This is a genomic window from Streptomyces iranensis, from assembly GCF_017874715.1.
GTDB lineage: Bacteria > Actinomycetota > Actinomycetes > Streptomycetales > Streptomycetaceae > Streptomyces > Streptomyces iranensis.
Genome location: NZ_JAGGLR010000035.1, coordinates 67,598 through 91,836, shown reverse-complemented (window position 1 = coordinate 91,836; position 24,239 = coordinate 67,598). Strand labels below are relative to the sequence as shown.

Below are 24,239 nucleotides of genomic sequence, written 5' to 3'. Positions count from 1 at the left end.
CGAGAGATCGGGAGCACTACCGGCCAATAACCCCCGCTCCAGGCCCTACTTTTCTCATGATCCGACCGGATCCGGCATATGAGGGGTCCCACAGACGTCCACAAGGCGCCCTGAGGTCACCCCAGGGGCACCGGAAGACCGCACCCGGGCGCGGTAAGCGGCCATTCGTTCCCGTACGGGCGCCGTATCGCACGATTTGGCAACGACTGGCGCGGCTGAAACCCGAACGCCCGCGCCCTGGGCCCCGCGAACCGTCCCGTCATGTCAGGATCGGATGCGATGACTGCCATTTCCGCTTCCGCCGTCCCGGCCGCCGCATCCTCCGACCCCGACGGAGCCGTTCTGCACCGGCCCGTCATCGACTGGTTCGACGCGCACGCGCGCGACCTCCCCTGGCGCCGCCCCGAGGCGGGCGCCTGGGGTGTGATGGTGAGCGAGTTCATGCTCCAGCAGACCCCGGTGAACCGGGTGCTGCCGGTGTACGAGCAGTGGCTCGCCCGCTGGCCGCGCCCGGCCGACCTGGCCGCGGAACCGCCCGGTGAGGCGGTCCGCGCCTGGGGCCGGCTGGGCTATCCGCGCCGGGCGCTGCGGCTGCACGGCGCCGCGGCCGCCATAAGGGAGCGGCACGGCGGTGACGTACCGCGCGACCACGCCCAGTTGCTGGCGCTGCCGGGGGTGGGTGAGTACACGGCGGCGGCCGTGGCCTCGTTCGCGTACGGCCAGCGCCATCCGGTCCTGGACACCAATGTCCGCCGGGTGTTCGCGCGCGCGGTCAGCGGTGCGCAGTACCCGCCGAACGCCACCACCGCCGCCGAGCGCAAGCTGGCCCGCACCCTGCTGCCCGAGGAGGAGCCGACCGCGGCGCGCTGGGCGGCCGCCACGATGGAGCTGGGCGCGCTGGTCTGCACGGCCCGCACCCCCGACTGCGTACGCTGCCCGATCGCCGCGCTGTGCGCCTGGCGGCAGGCCGGTTCGCCCGAGCACGAGGGACCGCCGCGGCGCGGCCAGACCTACGCCGGTACGGACCGCCAGGTGCGGGGCAAACTGCTCGCGGTGCTGCGGGCGGCTGTGACACCGGTGCCGCAGACGACGCTGGACCAGGTGTGGGACGAGCCGGTGCAGCGGGCCCGCGCGCTCGACGGGCTCGTCTCCGACGGACTGGTGGAGCCGCTCTCGGGCGGCCTCTACCGGCTGCCGCTGACCTGAGAACATCCCTCGTCACGGCCCTGTCTGTGACAGACCTGTGACACGCCCAGGACCCGGTTCTGACACTCAGTCGGGCCGGGTTCCGTTGTTACACAACCTATGGGTAGCTGTGCGTTTGCCGAGGCGTAGTTGCGTATGGCGCCGCAACAGCGCCTCCGTAGCGTCCTTCCCGTGCCGAGCGAGAAGCCGGACACATCAACGGCGGGGAAGACAGCGGGATGGAGGCTGCACATCATGAGCAGCAGCAATGTTCTGGACTTTGAGGAGTACGTGCGGAATCGGCAGGACGCGCTGCTGCGCAGCGCCCGTCGGCTGATCCCCGACCCGGTCGAGGCACAGGATCTGCTCCAGACCGCCTTGGTGCGCACCTACGGGCGCTGGGACGGCATAGCCGACAAGTCGCTCGCGGACGCCTATCTCCGACGCGTGATGATCAACACCCGTACCGAGTGGTGGCGCGCCCGCAAGCTGGACGAGGTGCCCACCGAGCAGCTTCCGGAGGCGAGTGTCGACGACGGCACCGAGCAGCACGCCGACCGCGCCCTGCTGATGGACATCCTTTCGGTGCTCGCTCCCAAGCAGCGCAGTGTCGTGGTGCTGCGACACTGGGAGCAGATGACGACCGAAGAGACCGCGGAGGCACTCGGAATGTCGACCGGAACGGTCAAGAGCACGCTGCACCGGGCGCTGGCCCGGCTGCGGCAGGAGCTGGAGAGCCGCGATGTGGACGCCCGCGCGCTCGGCCGTCGGGACGCGGACGCCAAGCCGGCCACCAACGTCCGCCAGCACACGGGTCGGGTCCGGCGCGCCCGCCAGGAGCGGGGGCAGGAACGGTGCGCGGCCTGACCAGGGCCTCTCCCAGCAGGACAGTCATGCTCACCAGCGGCGCGGTCGTGGGCCTCGCGGCCGCCGGCGGCTGGATGCTGGCCGGATGCGGTGACGCGAGCCAGGGGGTGCGCAAGGAGGGACCGGCGAGCACCGAGTGGGCCTCGGCCGCCGCGGACTCCGGCGCGTACGCGGGTGGCCGTACCTCGGACCGGCCGTCACCGGCTGCCGGGAAGAAGCTCGACGTGATCAAGCTGGTCAAGGCGGATCCGCGCGTCAGCGACGATCTGAAGACGAGCCTCAAGCCCTGCCCCACGGCCAAGGAGCGCGAGTCGAAGCAGGAGATCAAGGGCTATCCGGTGGACGTGACGTCCGGTCGGCTGACCGGCTCCGCCGATTCCGACCTGGTCATCAACGTCATGAGCTGCACCGACGGCTTCGGCATCGGCTCGTATGTGTACCGCAAGGTGGGCGGCCGGTACGAGAACGTCTTCAGCGACGAGCAGCCGCCCGTCTACGCCGACGTCGCCAAGGACGAGCTGCGGGTGACGAAGCTCTCCTACACCTCCGGGGACTCGGTCTGTTGCCCTTCGAGCGAGACCGTGATCACCTACGGCTGGTCCGGGTCGGACCGCTCGTTCACGGTGCGGTCCCGCGAGCGCACCGACTACAGCAAGAATGTGCCCAAGGAAGAGGCGACCCCAGTGCCGACCGCGCGCGCCGACGACGGAACGGAAGGCTGAAGCGAGGCTGTGGCCGAGACCCATGTGCTCTTCGTCGAGGACGACGATGTCATCCGTGAAGCCACGCAGCTCGCCCTGGAGCGCGATGGCTTCCTCGTGACGGCCGCGCCCGACGGGCTGACCGGCCTCGAGCGCTTCCGGGCCGACCGCCCCGATATCGCGCTGCTCGATGTGATGGTTCCGGGCCTGGACGGGGTCAGCCTGTGCCGCCGGATCCGTGACGAGTCCACCGTTCCCGTGATCATGCTCTCCGCGCGCGCCGACTCCATCGATGTGGTGCTCGGCCTCGAAGCCGGCGCCGACGACTATGTGACCAAGCCCTTCGACGGCGCGGTACTGGTGGCCCGCATCCGGGCTGTGCTGCGCCGCTTCGGCCATGCCAGCGGCCCCGGCGGGCGGGGTGCGGAGCCCGTCCCCGAGGAGCCCGACGGCGGGGTGCTGCGCTTCGGCGATCTGGAGGTCGACCCCGAGGGCATGGAGGTCCGCAAGGGCGGCCACCAGGTGGCGCTCACCCCGACCGAGATGCGGCTGCTGCTGGAGTTCTCGGCCGCGCCCGGCACCGTGCTCTCCCGCGACCGGCTGCTGGAGCGGGTCTGGGAGTACGGCTGGGGCGGGGACACCCGGGTCGTGGACGTCCATGTGCAGCGGCTGCGCGGCAAGATAGGCCAGGACCACATCGAGACGGTCCGCGGCTTCGGCTACAAGCTCAAGGGCTGAGCGGCGTTGCGGCGGTTGGCACTGCGCACCGGCCTGCGGTGGAAGGTCAGCCTCGCCATCGCGGCCGTGAGCACGCTGGTCGCGGTGGTGCTGAGCCTCGTCGTCCACAACGCGGCCCGCGTCTCGATGCTCGACAACAGCCGCACCGTGATGGACGAGCGGGTGAAGGTCGCCCAGCGGTGGTACGAGCAGTCCCGGGTGCTGGGGTTCGGCGCCAAGCTGGACGACCCCCATCTGCCCGAGCAGCTGAAGAAGGAGGCGTGGCGCGGCCAGCGCGCCACCTATCTGGAGGACTCCGGCACCGGCACCCCCGAGGTGTGGGCCTCGGTGCCGCTGCGGAACGGCAAGGTGCTGTCCGTCCACACCAAGTTCCAGGACCGGTTCGCCGTCCTCAACGATCTGGACCGGGTGCTGATCATCGGTTCGGTTGCGGTGGTGCTGGGCGGTATCGCGCTCGGTGTGCTCATCGGCGATCAGCTCTCCCGGCGGCTGCGCAAGGCGGCCACCGCCGCCCGCAAGCTGGCCGAGGGCGACTCCGAGGTGCGGGTGCGCGAGTCGATCGGCGGCCGGGTGCGCGACGAGACCGACGATCTGGCGCGTGCGGTCGACGGCATGGCCGAGGCACTTCAGCAGCGGCTGGAGGCGGAGCGCCGGGTCACCGCCGATATCGCCCACGAGCTGCGTACCCCGGTCACCGGGCTGCTCACGGCCGCCGAACTGCTGCCGCCGGGCCGCCCCACCGAGCTGGTACGGGACCGGGCGCAGGCGATGCGCACCCTGGTCGAGGACGTCCTGGAGGTGGCACGGCTGGACGGCTTCGCGGAGCGCGCGGAGCTCCAGGAGATAGCCGTGGCCGAGTTCATCACCCGCCGGGTCCGGGCGGTGGATCCCCAAGCGGCGGTCAACGTGGTACGCGACGCCCATGTCTCCACCGACCCCCGGCGGCTGGAGCGGATCTTGGGCAATCTGCTGGCCAACGCCGCCCGGCACGGCAAACCGCCCTTCGAGGTCACCGTCGAAGGGCGGATACTGCGCGTACGCGACCACGGCCCCGGCTTTCCGGAGGAGCTGCTGGCGGACGGGCCCAGCCGGTTCCGCACCGGCAGCAAGGATCGCGCGGGCACCGGGCACGGCCTGGGGCTGACCATAGCCGCGGGCCAGGCGCGGGTGCTGGGTGCCCGGCTGACGTTCCGCAACGCCGATCCGCTGATGGACAGCGGCGACGAGGCGGACGGGGAGTGCCGGGGCGCGGTCGCCGTGCTCTGGCTGCCGGAGTCCGCGCCCACCAACACCGGCAGCTTCCCGATCATCGAAGTGCCGGACTGAGCACGCGGCTCGGAGTGCTGAGCTCGGCTCGGAGTGCGGAGCGCTCGGCCCGCGATGCCCGGCGCTCAGCTCGAGGTGCAGCCGTCCCAGGGCTTGCTGAAGTCCATCTCCTCGCGGGGCTGGGTGAACGAGAACCAGTTGCCGGAGTCGTCGCGGAAGAGCGCCTCGGTGCCGTACGGACGCTCCTGGGGCTCCTGGACGAACTCCACGCCCTTCGCCTTGAGCGCCTCGTAGTCCCGGTGGATGTCATCCGTGGTGAACACCCCGGCGCCGAGCACCCCCTTGGCGACCAGCGTCCGGAGGGCCTCGGCGGACTCCGGGTCGAGCCCGGGTGAGCTGGGCACCATCAGGGTCAGCTGCACATCCGGCTGGCCCTTGGCGCCGACCGTCAGCCAGCGCATACCGCCGCCGCCCTCGCCGCCCTCGCCGTCCCCGCCGATGCTCATGTCGGTGCGGACCTCCAAGCCCAGCTTCTCGGTGTAGAACTCCTTGGCCCGGTCCTGGTCGAGGACCCAGACGGTGACGATGGACATCCCCTTGATCATTGCTGCCTCCGGAGGTATCGGGGTGGGCCGCGCGCGTCGTCGCGACGTGGCCACGGTAGGCAGCGGCGGATTCATTCCGCTTCTTGAGAATTGCGGTCCTCGGAGCCGGGGGCGCGGGCGTCGGAGCCCGGGGCGCGGGCGTCGCGCCCGCCGTACCACAGCATCGCGTAACACCCCGGGATGACCGCCGCGGCCCGGCCGACGTGCAGGTCCCGGTAGGCGCTGGGGGTGAGTCCGGTCTGCCTCTTGAAGCTCGTGGAGAAGGTGCCGAGGCTGCTGAAGCCGACGAGCGAGCAGATCTCGGTGACCGACAGATTGGCCGAGCGCAGCAGCTCCTCGGCCCGCTCGATGCGGCGCCGGGTCAGGTACTGGCCGGGCGTGGATCCGTACGCGCCCTTGAAGGCGCGGATGAAGTGGTAGCGCGAATAGCCGGCGTGCGCGGCGACCGCGTCCAGGTCGAGCGGCTCGGCCCAGTCGCGGTCCATCACGTCCTTCGCGAGGCGCAGCCGGCGCAAGTGCGCCAGCCGCGCCTCGTCCGGCGAGGTCACCATGGGCCCGATGCTGTCATGCCCCCCTGACAGCGGCCCCTGATGGCGGCTCCTGACAGCGGCCCCTGATGGCGGCCCCGCTGACCCGGACCGTTGGTCAGACGGTCTCGGCGATCGGTGCCGTGTCGGCCGCGGCCGCGTCGTCGCCGTCGGTGGACTTGGCGGCGGCCCCGCGCAGCGGGACCTCCTTGACGAACCAGGCGGCGACGGCGCCGACGATGCTGATCAGCGCGCCCCACAGGAACACCTGGTGGGCGCCGCTGGCCACCGCGTGGGTGTACGCGTCCCGGATGGGCGGCGGCAGCAGCTTGAGGCTGGCCGGGTCGAGCTGGGCACTCCCGGAGGTGATGGCCGCGGCCTTGCCCCCGCCCCGCTCGGTCATGGTGTCCCGCACCTGGTTGGTGAACAGGGCGCCGAGGATGGCGACGCCGAAGGAGCCGCCCAGGGTGCGGAAGAGGGTGGCGGAGGAGCTGCCGACGCCCATGTCCTTCATCTCGACGCTGTTCTGCGCCACGAGCATGGTCGTCTGCATCAGGCAGCCCATGCCCATGCCGAGCACCGCCATGAAGGCACCGGAGGTGAAGCGGGTGGTCTCGGTGTCCATCGTGGACAGCAGGAACATCCCGACGGTGATCAGGAGACCGCCGACGATCGGGAAGATCTTGTACTTGCCGGTCGCGGTGGTGACCCGGCCCGCGACCAGCGAGACGACCAGCATGCCCAGCAGCATCGGGAGCAGCAGCAGCCCGGAGTTGGTGGCCGTGGCGCCCTGGACGGTCTGCTGGTAGAGCGGCAGGAAGGTGGTCGAGCCGAACATCACGAAACCGGTGAGGAAGCCGATCGCGGTGACCAGCGAGAAGTTGGGGTTCCGGAAGATGTGCAGCGGCAGTACGGGCTCGGCGACCCGCGTCTCGACGTACAGGAACGCGGCGAGCGAGAGGACACCGACCGCCCCGAGCCCGATGATCTGGCCCGACCCCCAGGCGTACTCGTTGCCACCCCAGGTGGTGATCAGCACGAGCGCGGTGATGCCCACGGTCAGCAGGGCCGCGCCGGTGTAGTCGATCCGTCCCTCGGACCGCTTCTTCGGCAGGTGCAGCACCGCGGTGATCGCCGCGAGGGCGATGGCACCGAGCGGGAGGTTGATGTAGAAGATCCAGCGCCAGCCGAGGTGGTCGGTGAGAGTACCGCCGACCAGCGGGCCACCGATCATGGCCACGGCCATCACACCGGCCATGATGCCCTGGTAGCGGCCACGCTCCCGGGGCGGCACCAGGTCACCGATGATCGCCATCACGCCGACCATCAGACCGCCCGCGCCCAGGCCCTGGATGGCCCGGAAGCCGATCAGCTCACCCATGCTCTGCGCCATACCGGACAGCGCCGAGCCTCCGAGGAAGATCACGATGGAGGTGAGGAAGACGCCCTTGCGGCCGTACATGTCGCCGAGCTTGCCCCAGATGGGGGTCGAGGCGGCGGTGGCCAGGGTGTACGCGGTCACTACCCAGGAGAGGTGTTCGAGGCCACCGAGCTCGCCGACGATGGTCGGCATCGCGGTGCCCACGATCATGTTGTCGAGCATCGCGAGCAGCATCGCGATCATCAGCGCGAATATCACCACACTGGTGCTGCGCTGCTTGGGCTCGGCCTTCGCCGGAGGCTGCTGGGCCTCCCGGGCGGCCTGAGCCGGTGCCGAAGCGGATGACGCTTCGTCGTCTGATTGTTTACGGACCATGTTCTCCGTCTCCCCCTGGATGATGAGAGCCCTGACGCCCACTTACTTGCCGCCCGGCTAGTTCAGTACAGTAGAGAAGGTAAGGCGCCAACTAGCCGGGCGTCAAGTAAGTTACGTTCGGCCTGCCGACGGCAGCCACACCAGCATCAGGAGAGCACCATGGGCAGCACACCGCGGCGGGGCGACACCCGTCAGCGCATCCAGGACGTCGCCCTGGAACTCTTCGCCGAACACGGCTACGAGAAGACGTCACTGCGCGAGATCGCCGAGCAGCTCGAGGTCACCAAGGCGGCCCTCTACTACCACTTCAAGACCAAGGAGGACATCGTCCACAGCCTGTTCCAGGACCTGGGACGGCCGATGGACGAGCTGATCGCCTGGGGCGAGCAGCAGCCGCGCACCCTGGAGACCAAGCAGGAGCTGCTGCGCCGCTACAGCGCGGCCATGGACATCGGCGAGCCGCTGATGCGCTTCGTGCAGGAGAACCAGGCGACGATGCGCGATCTGAGCATCGGCCAGATCTTCAAGAGCCGGATGCTCGCGATGTCCGCCCTGGTCCGGGACCCCGAGGCGCCCCTGGTCGACCAGGTCCGGAGCGTCACCGCGCTGTTCAGCATGCATGCGCGGATGTTCGCGCTGCAGACGGTCGAGGGCGACCCCGCGGACAAGCGGAAGGCTGTCCTGGAAGTCGCCCTCGATCTGATGAAGCAGGCGCATGCGCCATCGACCCACGGATGACGCATGTGTCAGGTGTGAGCGTCAGACCTTGACGCCTCAGACCTTGACGCCGTGGTCGCGGAGGAACTTGAGCGGCTCGACGGCGGAGCCGTAGTTCGGCGTCGTACGGATCTCGAAGTGCAGGTGGGGACCAGTCGAGTTGCCGGTGCTGCCGGACAGGCCGATCTGCTGGCCGGTGCTCACGGACTGCCCGATCCGCACGTCGATCCGGGACAGGTGGGCGTACTGCGAGTACGTCGCGTTGTCGTGCTTGATCACGATCGCGTTGCCGTACGCGGGGCCGTCACCGGCGCCGTTCGGGCCCGCCTTGACGACCACACCGCCGTGCGCCGCGTGTACCGGGGTGCCGGTCGGCACGACGAAGTCCTGACCGCTGTGGTTGTGCGACCAGAGGTTGCCCGCCAGGCCGAAGGCGGCGCCTATCGAGAACTTGTCGACCGGGGTCTCCCAGGCGTTCGCCGCCTTCGCGGGGGCCTTCGGGGCGGGCGCCTTCGCGGCGGCCTGGCTGACGGACGGGGCGGAGGCGGCCGTGCCCGACCCCACGGCGAACGCCGTGCCGGCGCCGAGCGCGAGCGAGGCCCCCAGACCCATGGCGACCACGGCGGCGCGCCCCCTGGACACGGACGTAAGCGAGAATCGGCGGTTTGTGGCGCGCGGGGCCATGGGAAGTACCTCCAGAAGCGTCTTCGGAACGCCCCTTGTTATCCCGTTCTCGTTAATAGACCAAGGTGCTCTTCTACTAAGTGAGTACGTAGCGAATTGCTTATGAGGAGCCGTATCCCATGCGGAATTCCCAGAAACTCCCATCACACCTCTGACCTGCGAGATCCCCTATTTTCCGTAGTAGACCCCGGACGGCCTGTGCGGGATGTCACCTTCGCAGGGACTTTCGGATGTCCGGTTCGGGACCAAGGGCCTTACCCCGCTGTACGCTGTCGGCGGCCCTCCGCGGCCGGGGGGACACAACTACCGGGGGGAATGGGACGTGGATCCCGCAACCATCGGCGCTCGTCTCGCGTCGAGCGTCGTCACACCGCTCATCAAGAAGCTGTTCGTCAAGGAGGGGCCGGGCGCCGGGCTGGTGAACCAGCCGGTCCGCATTTCCTCCCTCATCTCGTTCCGGGGCGAGAAGCGCACCCTGACCGAGAAGGACCTCACCAAGCTGGCCGCCGAACTGGTCGCACAGGCCACCCGGCACGCCGGACCCGGCGAGCGGCCCTGCCCCGCCGACGAGGACGAACTCGTCGCCGAGAAGCTGGCCACCACGCTGTACGCGCTCGGCGACCTCGACATGAACGACGTCCAGGCGGTGCAGCTCGGCCACCGCGGACTGGCCCATGAGCTGACCCACGCCACCCGCACGCGGGGACGGGACACGCTGCACCTCAGCCAGGGCGGCGAGGGGCTCCACGAGCGTCTGCTGGACACCGCCTGCCTGCACATCCTGCACTTCTTCACCCAGCGCTCGACCTTCATCGCCCGCTCCCTCGTCGAGCAGAGCGGCCAGCTCAGCGACCTCATCACCAAGATCGACATCCTGATCGAGCGCATCCCGTCGCAATCCGCGCAGGACGCGGGGTTCGAGCGGCGGTACGCCGAGTACATGATCGGCAAGCACTCCACGCTGACGATCGTCGGGATCGACCTCAGCCACGCGGAGGCCACGTGGCCGCTGGACGCGGCGTATCTCAGTCTGGAGGCGGTGTCCTCCGATGAGGAGCGCCCGCTCGACACATTCACCGATGAGACCGGTGATGCACCCACCACCCCGCGGCACGCCGCCCTTCCCGCCGACCGGGCGCTCTGGCGCCATCAGCGGGTGCTGCTGCGCGGAATCGCGGGCTCCGGCAAGACCACGCTTGTGCAGTGGCTCGCCGTCTGCACCGCGCGGCAGGAAGCGCTGCGCGGCCTGGAGCAGCTGATCGGGCGCGTCCCCTTCGTCCTCCCCCTGCGCACGATCGCCCGCCAGGAGTCGCTGCCCTCCCCGGCCTCGTTCCTGGCCTCCGTCCGCAACCCGCTGGACGGCGCCCAGCCGCCGGGCTGGGCCGACCGCGTCCTGACCGCCGGCCGCGGGCTGCTGCTGATCGACGGCATCGACGAGATCCCCGAACGCGACCGCGAGCGCACCCGCGCCTGGCTGGCCGACCTCCTCATCGCCTTCCCGAACAATCTGTGGCTGGTCACCTCCCGCCCCTCGGCGGTCGCTGAGGACTGGCTGGGGGCGCAGAACTTCGCGGAGTTCACGCTGTCCCCGATGAGCCGCGAGGACATGGCGGCGTTCATCGACCGCTGGCACGAGGCGGCGCGTCAGACCTGCCGTACGGAGGAGGAGCGGGCGGAGCTGAACGCGTATCAGTCGGCCCTGCACACCGCCGTCCGCACCAAGCAGGACCTGACCCGGCTCGCCACCAACCCCCTGATGTGCGGCCTGATCTGCGCCCTGCACCGCGCCCGCCGCGGCTATCTGCCGCCGGGCCGCAAGGCGCTGTACGACGCGGCACTGTCGATGCTGCTGACGCGGCGCGACACCGAGCGCCACATCTACGCGCCGGGCGACGTCCAGCTGGACGAGGAGCCGCAGATCCAGCTCCTCCAGCGGCTCGCCTACTATCTGATCCGCAACGGCGAGGCCGAGCTGGACCGCGACCGCGCGGAGCACCTCATCGAGGAGGCCCTCCCCTCCGTCCCCGCCGCCCGCGCCCTGGGCGACGCGCCCGCCATCCTGCGCCATCTGCTCCTGCGCAGCGGCCTCTTGCGCGAGCCGTCCGTGAGCACGGTGGACTTCGTCCACCGCACCTTCCAGGACTACCTGGGCGCGAAGGCGGCGGTCGAGGCGTGGGACGTCGGCCTGCTGATCCGGAACGCGCATGACGCGCAGTGGGAGGACGTCATCCGCATGGCCGTCGCGCATGGGCGGCCGCGCGAACGGGCGGAGCTGCTCCGCAAGCTGCTGGAGGTGGCACGGCACGAGAACAGCGCCGAGTCGGCGCTTCGTCTCTTCCTGCTGGCCATGGCCTGCCTGGAACACGCGCCCGACCTGGACCCGGCGATACGGGACGAGGTCACGCGGAACGCGATGGAGTTCGTCCCGCCCACGACCATCCCCCGAGCCCGGGAGCTGGCCACGGTGGGCCCACTGGTGCTGGAGCTCCTTCCGGGGCCGGAGGGGCTGACGGACGAGGTGGCGGAGTGCTGTGTGGTGACGGCCTCACGCATACCGGTGGACGCGGCGATCCCGTATCTGGCGAGGTTCGCCGACCACCCGGCGATCGGGGTGCGCGCACAACTGGCGTCGAGCTGGGGGCGGTACGACACCGAGCGGTACTTCCACGAGGTGATCCTCCGCCTGGGCCGGGACGACCTGTACTTCGTGGCCGAGACCATGGAGCAATTGCGCATGCTTTTGGCCACGGGTCCGCGTCCTTGGCTGATCCTGCGAGGGGATTTCACGGAGGACGAGATCAGGGACAACCTCAGGGGGGAGGAGGTGACCCGGCTGCGGCTGAACCGTAACCACGCAGTCGACGACCTCGGCGCCGCGATCGGCCACCTGGCGAACCTCGAAACGCTCTATCTGACCGACTGCTTCAGGGCCCTCTCCCTCACCGGCCTGTCCGACCTCCCCCTCCGCACCCTGGTCTTCGAAACGCCTGGCCTGTCAGGCATGGGCGTCGTGCCCCATCGCATGGAGAAGCTCACAGCGCTGGAGCGGCTGAAGGTCACGATCGGACACGCAAGTATGGAGCGCGACTTCCCACCCAACATCACCTGGTTGGACCTGCATGTTGTGCACGAGTTCGTGAACACCGCCTGGTTGTCCTCGGCATTCCCCCGCCTTCGTCACCTGAACATCCTCTTCCCCAGCGGCGCCGACCGCCCCATCGACCTGTCCCCGCTCGCCGCTCTCCGCGATTTGGAGACCGCCACCGTGGTCAACGCGGAGATCAGCGGCGCCGCAGCACTGCCCGGCGTCACGGTGACAACGTCCGGCAACGCGCCAGTACGTACCGGCCACCCGGCTGGCCCCACCGGCCCCACCCCAACCGACGTATCGTGAAAGGCCGACTTCGGCACGGACGAGGGGGCGGAACGGAATGCAACCGCAGATCGCACACCCCGTGCGAACGGCCGGGTCCATCGGGGCACTGGTCGCGGCCCGCCCGCACATCACCGAGCGGTGAGCGGCCCGCCGCCTCCACACACGGAGGGCCGCGCCTCGGGACAGGGCCGGGTCTTTCAGTCGACCGGCGACCAGCACATCACCGAACACCATCACCACTACGCGCCGGGCCCCGGCGCCTCCTTGTTCGCCGAGACGGCCGCCCCGCCGGCTCCGCTCTCCGCCACGGGGATGGGCCCGGACTCCGTACGGATACCGCTGGTCGGCCGGGTCCCGTCCGTCCTGCGCGACCGCGCGGACCTGATGCGGCGATTACGGATGGCCGTGGACGGCGACGTCGGACAGATCCATGTACTGCACGGCATGGGCGGCTGCGGCAAGACGGCGGTGGCCCATGCCCTGTTCACCGAGGCTGTCCACGACCAGGCCCGGATCGGATTGTGGGTCAACGCCTCGGAACGGCTGTCCCTGCGCACGGGCATGCTGGCTGTCGCCGCCGACCGAGGCGCGGGCCCCGGCGAACTGGCCGCCGCGCACAGCGGGCAGCGCGCCGCCGCGGACCTCGTATGGCACCACCTGGACCGCTCCCCGGAGCGCTGGCTCCTGGTGATCGACAACGCTGACGACCCGGCGATTCTGGTGGAAGGCGGCTGGTTGCGTGCCAGCCCTCGCGGCACGGTGCTGGTCACCACGCGATACGGAACCTCGCGCGCTTGGCGCAACGCGTTCCTCCACCCCGTCGACGTACTGCCCACCGAGGACGCGGCCCAGGTCCTGTGTGACCTCGCACCGCATGCGGGCACTCCGGCAGCGGCCGAACAGGTCGCCATCCGCCTCGGCTGCCTGCCGCTCGCCCTGACCCTCGCGGGTTCCTATCTGCACCACCAGCTACTGGAGTCCTGGTCCATGGACGAGTACCGAACCCGCCTCGAAGACGATCCGATCGGCCTCATCGACCGGGGAGCGGCACTCGACTCCGGCCGTTCCGAGTCCCGCCACCTGGTCAGCCGCACCTGGCAACTGTCCCTGGACGCCCTCGCCGACCAGGGCTTGCCTGAAGCAACGACGCTGCTGCGGCTGCTGTCCTGCTGGAGCGCGGACCCACTGCCGCTCACCGTGCTGGCTCCGGCATCGCTGGGCGGAACAGGCCTGCTGGACAGCGCGCGTGTCGAACCGGCGCTGCGTGGGCTGATCGACCACTCGCTGGCCACGATCGTCTCCGCGCCTCCGGGCGCGGACGGCGAACGCCCGGTGCGCTGCGTTCAGGTGCACGGGGTGCTCCTCGACAGCATCTCCTCGGGCATCCCCGCTGACCAGCGCGCCACTCTCGCCGAGGCCGCGGCATCGTTGCTCGAAGCCGCTCTTCCGGCGGAGGCCGGGTCTGGGGGCGGGGACGGGTATGTGGCGCTGCTGGTGCCGCACGTGGCGGGGCTACTGCGACGGGTGGACGGTGGCGCGGTGGATCAGGTGGTGGATCTGGCCGTACGCCTCTCGGAGCGCATCCATGAGAACGGTGACTATGCCGCCGCCCTGGCCTTGGCTGAGGAGGCCGCGGGGGCGGGGGAACAGGTGCTGGGCACTGAGCACCCTCTGACGTTGAGCGCGCTCCAGCGCACGGGACGCTCCCTGTTCCGGCTGGGTCGCATCGCGGAGTCGGAGGACGTACACAGCCGGGTGCTACGAGTACGTGAACGGATCTTGGGCCCTGATCACCCCGACACGCTTGAGTCCTGCCACGGACTTCAGCAGCCGCTCTTCAGGATGGGCCGGAAGGACGAAGCACTCGCTCTTCTACGGCGCGCGGCAGATGGTCGACGCAGAGTATTGGGGGTGGACGACCCCAACGCGCTCAAGAGTCGAGCGATGCTCATCGAAGGACTTGCTGTGTGCGATAAGGAGGAAGAGTTCGACCGAACCTCTCCGCAGACGATTGAAGACTGCACTCGATTCCTGAGCGCCAACCACCCCACATCGATATCTGCTCGGCATGTGTACGCTTTCGGCGTCTACCGCTTTGGCAGAGCCATAGAAGCGGAACCTCTCGCTCGTCGGGTTCTGGCCGATCGTGAGCGTATACAAGGCGTTGACCACCCTAAGACGCTCGGTGTCCTCCACTTGCTTGGTGGTGTCACTGCAGCGCTTGGTCAATGGGATGAAGCCATCCGAATTACCAAGCGTTGCATCGACGGGAGGGAGCGGGGGCTCGGAGCCCAACATCCGTTCGTCATAGAGGCCTACAGCCAACTCGCCCATTGCTTGGCCGGAGCCAGACGGATTGAGGAGGCACAGAGCATGGCCCGCGAAATCCTCCCTCTGTGCGAGCGAATCCTCGGCCCCGATCACCCCGAGACGCTTCGTGCTCGTCGGATCCTCGCGACGTGAGAGCCAACCGACGCTCTACCCTCTCCGCTCTGATCGGGCCCGCTCGGCCTTCAGCAGGCGCTGGTAGTCCATGAGCACGCGCAGCAGCGCGAAGCCGGTACCGAGGGGGACGGTGCCGAGTTCCAGTCGCGGTTGGTGGGGGTCGCTGAGGTCGGCCCGTATGTCGGGGAGCCGTACGCCGTGGGCGGCGAACTCGTCGCGGAGGATTGTGGCGACCCGCTCGGCGGGGGTGGGGTTCATGCGAGGCTTTTCGTTTGCGTGGGCGGGACGTTGAACTCGAACCACACCGCTTTGCCAGTGCCTTCGGTGGATTCGTCGAGGGTCATGCCGCAGATGTCGGAGAGGGCCGTGACCAGGAAGAGGCCGCGCCCGTTGGTCTCATCGGTTGCGGCTCGGCGAGGCGAGGGCAGTTCGGGGCTGTCGTCGTGGACGGTCACCCGGACGCGGTCGTGCTGGACGGTGGCGGCCATCCGTACGTCGCCCTTGCCGTGCCGGTGGACGTTGGTGACTAACTCCGATGTGCAGAGGGCTGCCGCGTCGGCGAGTTGGGACAGTCCTGAGGCCGCGAAGATCCCGCGCACGAAGTCGCGGCACAGGCGGGGTGAAGTGGGGAGAGCGGGGGCGGAGAGGGTGTAGCGGTGCGGGTGTTCCGGGTGTGCGTGTGCTCCCATGCGACGCCTCCGTGGCGCTCGTAGCTCAATACCCTGTGTGAGCAAGGCAACACCCAAGGTATGGCAGATCTCAGCAATGTTGCAACCGATCCGCGAAGATGATTGGACTGCCCCACCCGCTCGGGGCACACTGACACCGATTCCCCTGGAGGACCGGCCGTGGCGCTGCGAACGCTCATCACCGAACGGCAACGCCGACTTGGCGCAGAGCTGAAGAAGTTACGGCTCAAGGCAGAGTTGTCGATCGCCGACGGCGGCAAGCGGATCGGCATGGGCGCGCCGCACCTGAGCCACATCGAGGCTGGGCGGACGGCCATCGCTGCGGATCGCCTGCGTGATCTCGTTGACGCATATGGGGGCAAGAATGAACCGTACGTTGACGAGCTTGTCAGCATGGCCGAGAGCAGTGGCAAGGGTTGGTGGTCGGCGTATCGGAAATCCTTCCCGCAGTTCACGCTCGATCTAGCTGAGCTGGAGTCGCGGGCGGCCCACCTGCAGAGCCACGAGACGCTGTTGATCCCCGGGCTGCTGCAGACCGAGTCGTACATGCGCGCCCTCTTCCGCAGCTCGCTGCCCGATGCGTCCGAGGGCGACATCGAAACCGCGGTGCGCTTCCGGCTGGCGCGCCAGGAGATTTTCGCGTCCGCATCGGTCACCTTCCACGCGGTGATCCACGAGGCCGCTCTGCGCATCTCGGTGGGCGGCCCTCACGTCATGCGGGGGCAACTCGCGCATCTCATTCGAGCGGCGGAGCGTCCGGACACGGACATCCAGATCCTGCCGTTCGAGAGTGGAGCGCGAGCCTGGTTCGGGACACCATTCCTGATCCTTGGGCCGGGCGTTCCCGGGTTGGAGACGGTCGTTCTTGAGCACCCGGTGGAGTCTTTGCGCCTGGACGACGACAAATCGATTGCCCACTACGGCAAGACGTTCGAAGGTCTGAGCAAGAGTGCGCTGCCAGCGGTGGTGACGGACGCATCCCCGGACCGTCACGAGAAGCGCGACTCATGGGGCCTGATCCAGCACATCCTGTACACCTACTAAGCGAAGGGCGTCATGTCCGATCTCACCTGGCAGAAGTCCTCGTTCAGCGACGGCGCGGGGCCGAACTGCATGGAACTCGCCTCCGCCCCCGACGGGGTCCGCATACGCGAGAGCGACGAGCCGGACGCGGTGGTCCGTACGACGCCCGCCGCGCTCGGCGGCTTTATACGCGCCATAAAGACTGGCCGCCTCGATCGCACCCTCTGAGCACAGGCCGGATGTCAGGCGCGGGGATCGTCTCGCGCGCTTCGCGCGATTGAGCAGCGGGGCAGGGGGCCGGGGCGCAGGGCGCATTGCCGGCTGCCGGGCCGGTGGGGGCCCCGCGCCGTGACGGCATTCGCACCCGGGGCCGATGCCGATCCGGAGCGCGGCCCGGTGGGGCGGCCCCTCCGGGCACCCCCTCCGAAAACGCTTGATCTGAAGCAACTACCTTGTCAAAGGTTTTCGTGAGAGGTACCCCCTGCGGCGCCGCCGTGGATGCGGAGTCCGGCGACGGGCCTCGCCGCCCGCACACGGATGCCGCCACCGGCGGTCGCTCCCACCGGCCCGGCGGTCGGCGGTCGGCCCGACGCCCCCGCCCCCTGCCCCGCTGCTCAATCGCGCGAAGCGCGCGAGACGGCGCCGCACCCGGCCCATGCGCCGCACCACGCTACGCGGCGGGCAGCGGCCACGCTGCCGAGGGATCGCCGAGCCATACCCGGTGGTGGCCATCGGCCGTGACCGTCAGGCCGAAGTCGAACAGCTCAGGCCGCCCGGCGCCCTCCCACCAAGCGAGGGCCTCGGCGGTCTCGTCGGCCAGGTCTCGCGGGCCCCACTGGTGCACCGCGCCATCCGTCGCGTACGCCCACGAGTCCCGGCTGCACCACCAGTGCCCGCCGTCCTGGGGCCAGTGCGCCACGTCCGCAAGCCGCAGGCCCGCCGCGAACTCGGCGTGCGGGTCGGTCAGCGCCGCGATGTCCAGGTCGGCCTTGCTCTCGCGGCTCTCCTCCCAGGCTTCTGTGGAGAAGACGGCATCGATGCGCGGACGCGCGCGTTGGCCCCGCACCGCCATGAACGTCACCGCACCCGCGAACCGGCCCTCGGCGCGGCCGTCCGAGACGGTCAGCCGGGCGAGGCCGTGCGAGCAGAACGCGGTCCGGAAGGGGGCCAGGATCAGGCCGCCGGGCCGCATCTGCTCCGCCCACGCCCATGGGATCGTCGTCACCGAGGCCGTCGCCACCAGCCGGTCGTACGGCGCGCCGCCGCGCCAGCCCTGCTCGCCGTCCGCTTCGAGCACCGTCACCCCGCCGTACCCGGCCCGGTGCAGCGCGTCCCGTGCGCCGTCGGCCACGTCTGAAGCGATCTCCAGGGTGATCACCCGCCCGGCGCCCGCCCGCTCGGCCAACAGCGCCGCGTTGTACCCGGTGCCCGCCCCGATCTCCAGCACCCGATGTCCCGGCCGTAGGTCCAGCTCGGCGAGCATGGTCACCACGGCGGCCAGTGCCGAGATGGAACTGGTGGGCACATCACCGCCGACAGGGGCTGGGGTCCCGTCGTCCACCTGGGTGGCAATGGCCTGTGCGGGGTCGTACACCATGCGGGCCCACCGGTCCGGGTCGTCCTCTCGGCGGAGCGGCCGGTATACGCCACCGTCCACCACCCATACGGTGCCGGGGACGAACTCGTGTCGCGGGACGGCCTCGAACGCGCACCGTACCCACGGCTCGGTGATGTCGAGCGTCTCGGCCGCCCGCGCGTGTAGCCCTTCCAGGTCGGTCACTTGCGGTGGGTCCCGCCGCCCGGCCTGGAGACATCCGGGTGCTGTCCGTCCGAGTCCCGCGGGCTCGGCTGCTTCGGCTGCGGGTTCGGTGTGGGCGGCTTGCCGTGCGTTCCCATGTCGGACCCCCTCGCATCGTTGGTCAAGCGACCAGTGTGGGCTTTGCCCGTCGAGGGGCAGTAGAGCGCGTATGCACCATCAGGGGGGCAGAGCACGTCGCCGTGCGCCCGCTCCCCGGCGGGGGCTGGCCGGAGGTGGCCTCCGGTACTTGCCTCTGACGTTGACGTCAGGTTTTAGCTTGGCCGGGCCGCGCGATTCCGCGCGGTGACGACGTCCGGTCAAGGAGTATTCACGTGTCCATAAGCAGTAGCGCCGAGCGCGCGGCTCAGGTTCTGGCCCGTCCCTTCACCGTGGGTGGGCTCACCGTGCGCAATCGGATCGCCATGGCGCCGATGACCCGCATGTTCTCGCCGGGCGGGGTGCCCAATGCCGATGTGGTGGCGTACTACGCGCGTCGGGCCGCAGCCGGGGTGGGGCTGATCATTACCGAGGGGACCTACGTCGACCATCCCTCGGCGGGGCTGAGCGACAGCGTGCCGCGCTTCTACGGGGAGGACGCCCTGACCGGATGGGCCGAGGTCGTGAAGCAGGTGCATCTCGCGGGTGGGCGGATCGCGCCGCAGATCTGGCATGTGGGGGTTTCGCGGGAGGAAGGGGCGCCCCCGTACCCCGAGGCCCCGGTACTGAGCCCGTCCGGTGTCGGGCTGGGCGGGCAGCCGGTCGGGCGGGCGATGACGCAGGGCGACGTGGACGCGGTGATCGCCGCCTTCGCCGCCGCGGCCGCCGCGGCCGAGCGGATCGGTTTTGACGGGGTCGAACTGCACGGGGCACATGGGTACTTGATCGACCAGTTCCTGTGGGGCGCCACCAACCGCCGCACCGACGCCTACGGCGGAGACCCGGCGTCCCGGGTCCGCTTCGCGGCCGAGCTGGTGGCCGCCTGCCGTAAGGCCGTCTCCGCCGAGTTCCCGATCACCTTCCGTACGTCCCAGTGGAAGCAGGACCATTACGACGTGCGGATGGCCGAGACCCCGCAGGAGCTGGAGGCGCTGCTCACGCCGCTGGCGGAGGCGGGGGTGGATGTCTTCCACTCGTCCACCCGGCGCTACTGGACGCCGGAGTTCGAGGACTCGGACCTGAACCTCGCGGGCTGGACGAAGAAGCTCACCGGGAAGCCGACGATCACGGTCGGTTCGGTCGGCCTGAACCAGGACTTCCTGCCGACGTTCGTGCCGGGGGCCGGCAGCGAGCCGGTCCAGGTGGCGGACATCGAGAATCTGCTGGACCGGCTGGAGCGGGACGAGTTCGATCTCGTGGCCATCGGGCGGGCCCTGCTCGCCGACCCCGAGTGGGCCGAGAAGGTGCTGACCGGGCGAGCGGACGCGCTCGTGCCGTACTCCGTGGAGCAGCTCGGCACGCTGCACTGAGTCGTATGGGATGACCGGTTCAGCCTATTTGGATGGCCGGTTTCATACCTCGCTGAGAGGATTGACCCGGTTCGCTCCTCTGGGAACCACGGAGAACAAGGAGAGCCGGTCATGTCCAAACGACTGCATGTGGGCAACTTGAGCTACCAGACGACGACACGGGACCTGGCGACCCTGTTCGGGCAGTTCGGCGAGGTGCTGGACGCGACCGTGATCACCGACCGGGAGAGCGGCCGCTCACGGGGGTTCGGGTTCGTGGAGATGGACGAGGTGGCCGCGGAGAAGGCGATGGCCCAGCTCGACGGCTGCGAGATGGACGGCAGGGCGGTGACCGTCACCGAGGCCAGGGCGGTCTCACGTGGCACGCGCTGAGAAACGGCGCGTGTACGGAAGGCGAAATCGGAACGTGCCGTTCGCCACGTATCGCCGCTAGGACTTGCGGGCGGGGCAGTGTGCCGTGGTGGTATTGATTGATGCGATCCCCCACACGCATACCTTCACCCCAGTCCTCATATCCTCACAGTGGTTCACCTGGTGTTCACTACCGGAACCCCTACGAGGAACTCGGCGAGCTGGCCGACCCGTACGATCCGGACGACCCGCTGGGCCTCGGCCTGACGTCGGACGATGACGACGACGCCGACCTCGGCGGGCACAGAGACAAGTCGGCAGCCTCGGGCTCCGGCTCCAGGGGCGACGGCGAGCAGTGGTCACCGCCCAACCACCGCCGCTCGTCCCGGCGTCGGCGCGGCCGCTTCCGGGCGGTGCCGCGCACCGCGAAGGCGCTGATCGGGCTGGTCGTGCTGGCCCTGCTGCTGGTGCTGGCCGACCGCTGCGCGGTGATGTACGCCGAGCGCAAGGCCGAGCAGGAGCTGCAGAAGAAGCTGAATCTGGCCACGGCACCGAACGTGACCATCCACGGCTTCCCGTTCCTCACCCAGGTACTGGGCAAGGACCTCCAGCAGGTCGACATCGCCGTGCCGGACGTGGCGGCCGACCGGGTCTCGCTCGCCGAGGTGCGCGCCCAGGTCCAGGACATCCGGATCGTGGGGGATCTGCCCAGCTCCTTCAGGGGCGCGACGGTGGGCCGGATGAAGGGCGATGTGCTGCTGTCATTCGAAGACCTCAGCCGTGAACTGGGCGCCTCCCAGGTGCGGTTCCGGGCCCTGGGGCCCAGCTCGGTGCGCGCGGACGGGAAACTGCCGGTCGCGGGCCAGCAGGTGTCGCTGCACGCCCAGGCACATATCCGGCGCCAGGGAGACCGTGGGATCTCCACCAGCGTCACCGATATGCGGCTGGACATCCCCGGGATCGCCACCTACCGGCCCGGTCCCGAGCCGCGCCCCGGGCTGTATCTGCACAAGAAGGCGGCCAAGCAGATCAGCGAGGACTCAGAGAAGGCGCAGGCGCTGCTGTCGATCCCGTCGGTGGCGGAGAAGCTCGGGGTGTCGCCCGTGGAGGCGGGGCAGGCGATGAACGACGAGCGGAAGCTGGACGAGATCACGGGCTCGCCGCGGTTCGTCCCCGCGCTGCTCGCGGTCAACCTCGTCCAGGCGGCCAACGACCATCCCCAGCTGGCCAGGAAGCTCGGCATCGATCCGACGGTCGCCGCCGCGCTGGCGCGGATGAAGGTGCCGGAGCTGACGAACAAGCTGGAACTCTCCTTCCAGCTGCCCGAAAAGGCCAAGGGCATCCGGTTGGCGAACATCGGCGTCTCCCCGGAGGGGATTCGGGCCGATATGGTTGGTGCGGGGCTGAATTTCGGAAAGACCCGCTAGAACCGGCTGAACTCACCGAACACATTCCGCTTTTGTGAAAGGGGCTGGTGGCACCCGCCACCAGCCCCTTTCGCATGCCCACACACCCCCTTTCGCAGGCGCTTCGCGCGAGACGCGGCAGGCCATCGCACGGTTCCACCTGCCGCGTAAAAATTCCTTGAGACCGTTCTGGGCAAACGCACAGCTCAGTCCGATCTCCCTCACGGATATCGCTCCTAATGTCTTCCGTGTCGAAGCCGAACGGCTCCGGCAAGGAAAAGAAGCAGCGAATTCCGAAAGGCACCATCATGAGCTTCCACAAGATCGTCCCGGTCAAGCCCGCCCGCAAGGCCGAGCCGAAGAAGAAGCACCACGCCCCGAAGCCGGCTCCGAAGAAGGGTCCGAAGAAGCCCCACCGCCGCCCCATCGGCGGCTGACCCCACGCACGTCGAGAGGGGCGGGTCCGCGGCAGCGCGCCGCGGGCCCGCCTCCGCCTTGTCCGGAGCCGAGCGGGAGAGACCGACCGTGCCCCCCTACGAAGACCAGCCCACCATGCAGCTGCGCGCGCTCGGGTCCGACCCGGCGGCCACCGGCCTGGGACCGCATCGGCGCCCCGGGCGGCCGCGTCCTTACGGCCGTCATCAGCCGAAGGCGGCCCCTCAGCTTCCCGAGGAGTACCTGACCGTCGACGCGGGGGACCGCGAGCCCGGCGGCGACGAGGGGGCCGCTCCGCGGCTGGCCGCGCGTCAGGCGTTCCGCCGGTTCTGGCCGCTCACCAGGGGCGACCGGCGCTGGCTGGTGCTCATCTGCGCCTGTGTCATCGCCGCGGCGCTCGCCGAGACCGCCGCGATCCTCCTCTTCTCCGATCTGACCGACAACGCTCTGCGGCAGGGCTCGCTCAGCGCCTTCTGGGTCCCCGCCGCGCAGTGGCTCGCGGTCGCGGTGCTCGGCGCGGGCGTCGGCTATATGGGCAACTCGCTCGCCGTATGGACCGCCGAACGGTTCGTACTGCGGCTGCGGGCCCGGGTCTTCACGCAGGTGCAGGATCTGCCGCCGCACTTCTTCCAGCGCCACCGCCAGGGCGATCTGGTCGAGCGGCTCACCGGGGACGTGGAGGCCATCGAGCAGATGGTGGTCTCCGGGGTGGTGAGCACCGTCTCCGCCGTCTTCAGCGCGGTCTTCTTCTCCGTGGCCGCCTTCCGGCTGCGCTGGGACCTGGCGCTGGTCACCTTCGTCCTGGCGCCGCTGTTCTGGCTGGCCGCGCGGCGCTTCTCCGGGCGGATCAGCTCGGTCGCGCGGGACGAGCGGGTCGCCGACGGCGCGATCACCTCCGTCGTCGAGGAGTCGCTCGGCAACGTCGTGCTGACGCAGGCGTACCACCGTAAGGACGCCGAGGAGCGGCGGCTGGACCGGGAGGCGCGGGCGTGGCTGCGGGCGTCGGTGGCCGGTGCCCGGATGAGCGAGCTGTACGAGCAGTTGGTCGAGGTCATCGAGACGCTGTGCGTGCTCGCCGTGATCGGGCTCGGCTCCTGGGAGATCTCCCAGGACCGGATGACCATCGGCCGGCTGCTGGCCTTCGCCGCCTTCCTCGGCTACCTCTACCCGCCGATCCGCAACCTCGGACAGCTCGGTCTCACCCTTACGGCCGCCACCGCGGGCGCCGAGCGGCTGGCGGAGATCCTCGACGCGGAGCCCGCCGTGAGCGATCCGCCGCCGGGGGCCGCGATGGCGCCGTGGCGGGTGCACGGCACCGTGGAGTTCGACGGTGTCGGCTTCCGCTACCCCGGGGGCGACCGGCGCACCCTGGCCGGGGTCTCGTTCACCGCCCGGCCGGGTGAGTTCGTGCTGATCACCGGGGCGAGCGGGGCGGGCAAGTCCACCGTCTCCAAGCTGCTGACCCGCTTCTACGACCCGGCGGAGGGGTTCGTACGGCTCGACGGCGTACCGCTGTACGCGATGCCGCTGGGTTTTCTGCGGACCCATGTGACGCTGCTGCCGCAGGAGACGCTCATCCTGCACGACACCATCCGCGAGAACATCGCCTGCGGCCGCCCCGGGGTCACCGAGCACGAGATCGTCCGGGCGGCGCGGGACGCCGCCGCGCACGACTTCATCGCGGCGCTGCCCGAGGGCTACGACACCCGGATCGATCCGCATACGGCCCGGCTGTCCGGCGGACAGCTCCAGCGCGTCGCCATCGCGCGCGCGATGCTGCGCGACGCGCCCGTCCTCGTTCTGGACGAGCCCACCACCGGCTTGGACGCGCTGGCCGCGCGGCGGGTCGTCCGGCCGCTGCGGCGGCTGATGTCCGGCCGCACCACGATCATGATCACCCACGATCTGAACCTGGCGCCGGACGCGGACCGCATCCTGGTGCTGGACCACGGGCGGGTCGTGGAGACGGGCACGCATCACGAACTGCTGGCGCTGGGCGGCGCGTACGCACGGCTGCACGGCGCCCTGGGCGGCCCTCCTGACGGTCCCCTCACCGACACGGGCCCGCAGCCGACCCTTCGGCTCGGACCAATGTGAGGGGGGCGGGCTGGGCTCGGCCGAACCCAGCCGGTCAGGGAGTGTCCGGCGGATCGTGACGCCTGCGGCGGGCTGTCCCCTCCCCGCCCCTTCCCGAAACTGGGGCT

At 69.8% G+C, this 24,239-nt stretch carries 22 protein-coding genes; 15 read left to right on the top strand and 7 right to left on the bottom strand.

Annotation, left to right across the window (positions count from 1 at the left end; all coding sequences use genetic code 11):
- Positions 1 to 279 precede the first annotated feature (279 nt).
- From J2Z30_RS44935 to cseC, 5 genes are all read left to right on the top strand, one after another.
- Positions 280 to 1,206, top strand: a complete 927-nt coding sequence (locus J2Z30_RS44935; protein WP_245389181.1) for an iron-sulfur binding domain-containing protein — start codon at positions 280 to 282, stop codon at positions 1,204 to 1,206.
- Between the two features lie 234 nt (positions 1,207 to 1,440).
- A complete protein-coding gene (locus J2Z30_RS44930) occupies positions 1,441 to 2,052 on the top strand; it encodes a SigE family RNA polymerase sigma factor (protein ID WP_044571924.1) in 612 nt (203 codons plus the stop codon).
- A 26-nt stretch (positions 2,053 to 2,078) separates the two neighbouring features.
- A complete protein-coding gene (locus J2Z30_RS44925) occupies positions 2,079 to 2,774 on the top strand; it encodes a hypothetical protein (RefSeq protein WP_044571926.1) in 696 nt (231 codons plus the stop codon).
- 9 nt (positions 2,775 to 2,783) lie between these two features.
- Positions 2,784 to 3,491: a two-component system response regulator CseB gene (gene cseB, locus J2Z30_RS44920; RefSeq protein ID WP_044571928.1), complete on the top strand. Its 708-nt coding sequence runs from the start codon at positions 2,784 to 2,786 to the stop codon at positions 3,489 to 3,491.
- A gap of 6 nt (positions 3,492 to 3,497) precedes the next feature.
- Positions 3,498 to 4,817 (top strand): two-component system sensor histidine kinase CseC, encoded by a 1,320-nt coding sequence (cseC, locus tag J2Z30_RS44915; RefSeq protein ID WP_044571930.1) that lies wholly within the window; start codon positions 3,498 to 3,500, stop codon positions 4,815 to 4,817.
- Between the two features lie 65 nt (positions 4,818 to 4,882).
- On the opposite strand, the gene J2Z30_RS44910 is transcribed toward cseC, so the two are convergent.
- From J2Z30_RS44910 to J2Z30_RS44900, 3 genes are all read right to left on the bottom strand, one after another.
- Positions 4,883 to 5,362 (bottom strand): VOC family protein, encoded by a 480-nt coding sequence (locus J2Z30_RS44910; protein ID WP_044571932.1) that lies wholly within the window; start codon positions 5,360 to 5,362, stop codon positions 4,883 to 4,885.
- A 71-nt stretch (positions 5,363 to 5,433) separates the two neighbouring features.
- Positions 5,434 to 5,913, bottom strand: coding sequence for a helix-turn-helix transcriptional regulator (locus J2Z30_RS44905; RefSeq protein ID WP_044571934.1), 480 nt, complete (start codon positions 5,911 to 5,913; stop codon positions 5,434 to 5,436).
- Positions 5,914 to 6,007: 94 nt separating this feature from the next.
- A complete protein-coding gene (locus tag J2Z30_RS44900; protein WP_078956745.1) occupies positions 6,008 to 7,645 on the bottom strand; it encodes an MDR family MFS transporter in 1,638 nt (545 codons plus the stop codon).
- 159 nt (positions 7,646 to 7,804) lie between these two features.
- Between J2Z30_RS44900 and J2Z30_RS44895 the strand changes: the two genes are divergently transcribed.
- A complete protein-coding gene (locus J2Z30_RS44895; protein WP_044571936.1) occupies positions 7,805 to 8,383 on the top strand; it encodes a TetR/AcrR family transcriptional regulator in 579 nt (192 codons plus the stop codon).
- A 36-nt stretch (positions 8,384 to 8,419) separates the two neighbouring features.
- Here J2Z30_RS44895 and J2Z30_RS44890 read toward each other — a convergent pair whose 3' ends face one another.
- The gene (locus tag J2Z30_RS44890; protein ID WP_044571938.1) at positions 8,420 to 9,046 is read right to left on the bottom strand and encodes a M23 family metallopeptidase; all 627 of its coding nucleotides are present in this window, start codon (positions 9,044 to 9,046) and stop codon (positions 8,420 to 8,422) included.
- Between the two features lie 322 nt (positions 9,047 to 9,368).
- Between J2Z30_RS44890 and J2Z30_RS44885 the strand changes: the two genes are divergently transcribed.
- Together J2Z30_RS44885 and J2Z30_RS44880 are read left to right on the top strand one after the other, a co-directional pair.
- Positions 9,369 to 12,440, top strand: coding sequence for an NACHT domain-containing protein (locus J2Z30_RS44885; RefSeq protein WP_044571940.1), 3,072 nt, complete (start codon positions 9,369 to 9,371; stop codon positions 12,438 to 12,440).
- A 120-nt stretch (positions 12,441 to 12,560) separates the two neighbouring features.
- Positions 12,561 to 14,885, top strand: coding sequence for a tetratricopeptide repeat protein (locus J2Z30_RS44880; RefSeq protein ID WP_044571942.1), 2,325 nt, complete (start codon positions 12,561 to 12,563; stop codon positions 14,883 to 14,885).
- A 15-nt stretch (positions 14,886 to 14,900) separates the two neighbouring features.
- On the opposite strand, the gene J2Z30_RS44875 is transcribed toward J2Z30_RS44880, so the two are convergent.
- Entirely contained in the window at positions 14,901 to 15,125 is a 225-nt protein-coding gene (locus J2Z30_RS44875) for a hypothetical protein (RefSeq protein WP_044571944.1), read from the bottom strand.
- Positions 15,122 to 15,556, bottom strand: a complete 435-nt coding sequence (locus J2Z30_RS44870; RefSeq protein WP_052701437.1) for an ATP-binding protein — start codon at positions 15,554 to 15,556, stop codon at positions 15,122 to 15,124. Before J2Z30_RS44870 ends, J2Z30_RS44875 begins: the two co-directional genes overlap by 4 nt.
- Before the next feature lie 159 nt (positions 15,557 to 15,715).
- Here J2Z30_RS44870 and J2Z30_RS44865 point away from each other — a divergent pair, with 159 nt between their 5' ends.
- Together J2Z30_RS44865 and J2Z30_RS44860 are read left to right on the top strand one after the other, a co-directional pair.
- Positions 15,716 to 16,600 carry a helix-turn-helix domain-containing protein gene (locus J2Z30_RS44865; RefSeq protein ID WP_044571946.1) on the top strand — a complete coding sequence of 295 codons (885 nt, stop codon included), beginning with the start codon at positions 15,716 to 15,718 and terminating at the stop codon, positions 16,598 to 16,600.
- A gap of 12 nt (positions 16,601 to 16,612) precedes the next feature.
- Positions 16,613 to 16,807 carry a DUF397 domain-containing protein gene (locus J2Z30_RS44860; protein ID WP_044571947.1) on the top strand — a complete coding sequence of 65 codons (195 nt, stop codon included), beginning with the start codon at positions 16,613 to 16,615 and terminating at the stop codon, positions 16,805 to 16,807.
- 442 nt (positions 16,808 to 17,249) lie between these two features.
- Here the strand turns inward: J2Z30_RS44860 and J2Z30_RS44855 are convergent, their stop codons facing one another.
- Entirely contained in the window at positions 17,250 to 18,359 is a 1,110-nt protein-coding gene (locus J2Z30_RS44855; RefSeq protein WP_044571949.1) for a methyltransferase domain-containing protein, read from the bottom strand.
- A 344-nt stretch (positions 18,360 to 18,703) separates the two neighbouring features.
- On the opposite strand from J2Z30_RS44855, the gene J2Z30_RS44850 reads away from it, so the two are divergent.
- The 5 genes from J2Z30_RS44850 (at position 18,704) to J2Z30_RS44830 (ending at position 24,132) form a co-directional block, all read left to right on the top strand.
- Positions 18,704 to 19,843 carry an NADH:flavin oxidoreductase gene (locus tag J2Z30_RS44850; RefSeq protein WP_372453410.1) on the top strand — a complete coding sequence of 380 codons (1,140 nt, stop codon included), beginning with the start codon at positions 18,704 to 18,706 and terminating at the stop codon, positions 19,841 to 19,843.
- Between the two features lie 111 nt (positions 19,844 to 19,954).
- A complete protein-coding gene (locus J2Z30_RS44845; RefSeq protein WP_020869496.1) occupies positions 19,955 to 20,215 on the top strand; it encodes an RNA recognition motif domain-containing protein in 261 nt (86 codons plus the stop codon).
- A gap of 101 nt (positions 20,216 to 20,316) precedes the next feature.
- Complete coding sequence (locus J2Z30_RS44840; protein WP_044571954.1) at positions 20,317 to 21,621, top strand: LmeA family phospholipid-binding protein; 1,305 nt, start codon at positions 20,317 to 20,319, stop codon at positions 21,619 to 21,621.
- Positions 21,622 to 21,848: 227 nt separating this feature from the next.
- A complete protein-coding gene (locus J2Z30_RS44835; RefSeq protein WP_209469115.1) occupies positions 21,849 to 22,037 on the top strand; it encodes a hypothetical protein in 189 nt (62 codons plus the stop codon).
- Positions 22,038 to 22,152: 115 nt separating this feature from the next.
- Positions 22,153 to 24,132 (top strand): ABC transporter ATP-binding protein, encoded by a 1,980-nt coding sequence (locus J2Z30_RS44830; RefSeq protein ID WP_052702076.1) that lies wholly within the window; start codon positions 22,153 to 22,155, stop codon positions 24,130 to 24,132.
- The last annotated feature ends 107 nt before the right edge of the window (positions 24,133 to 24,239 follow it).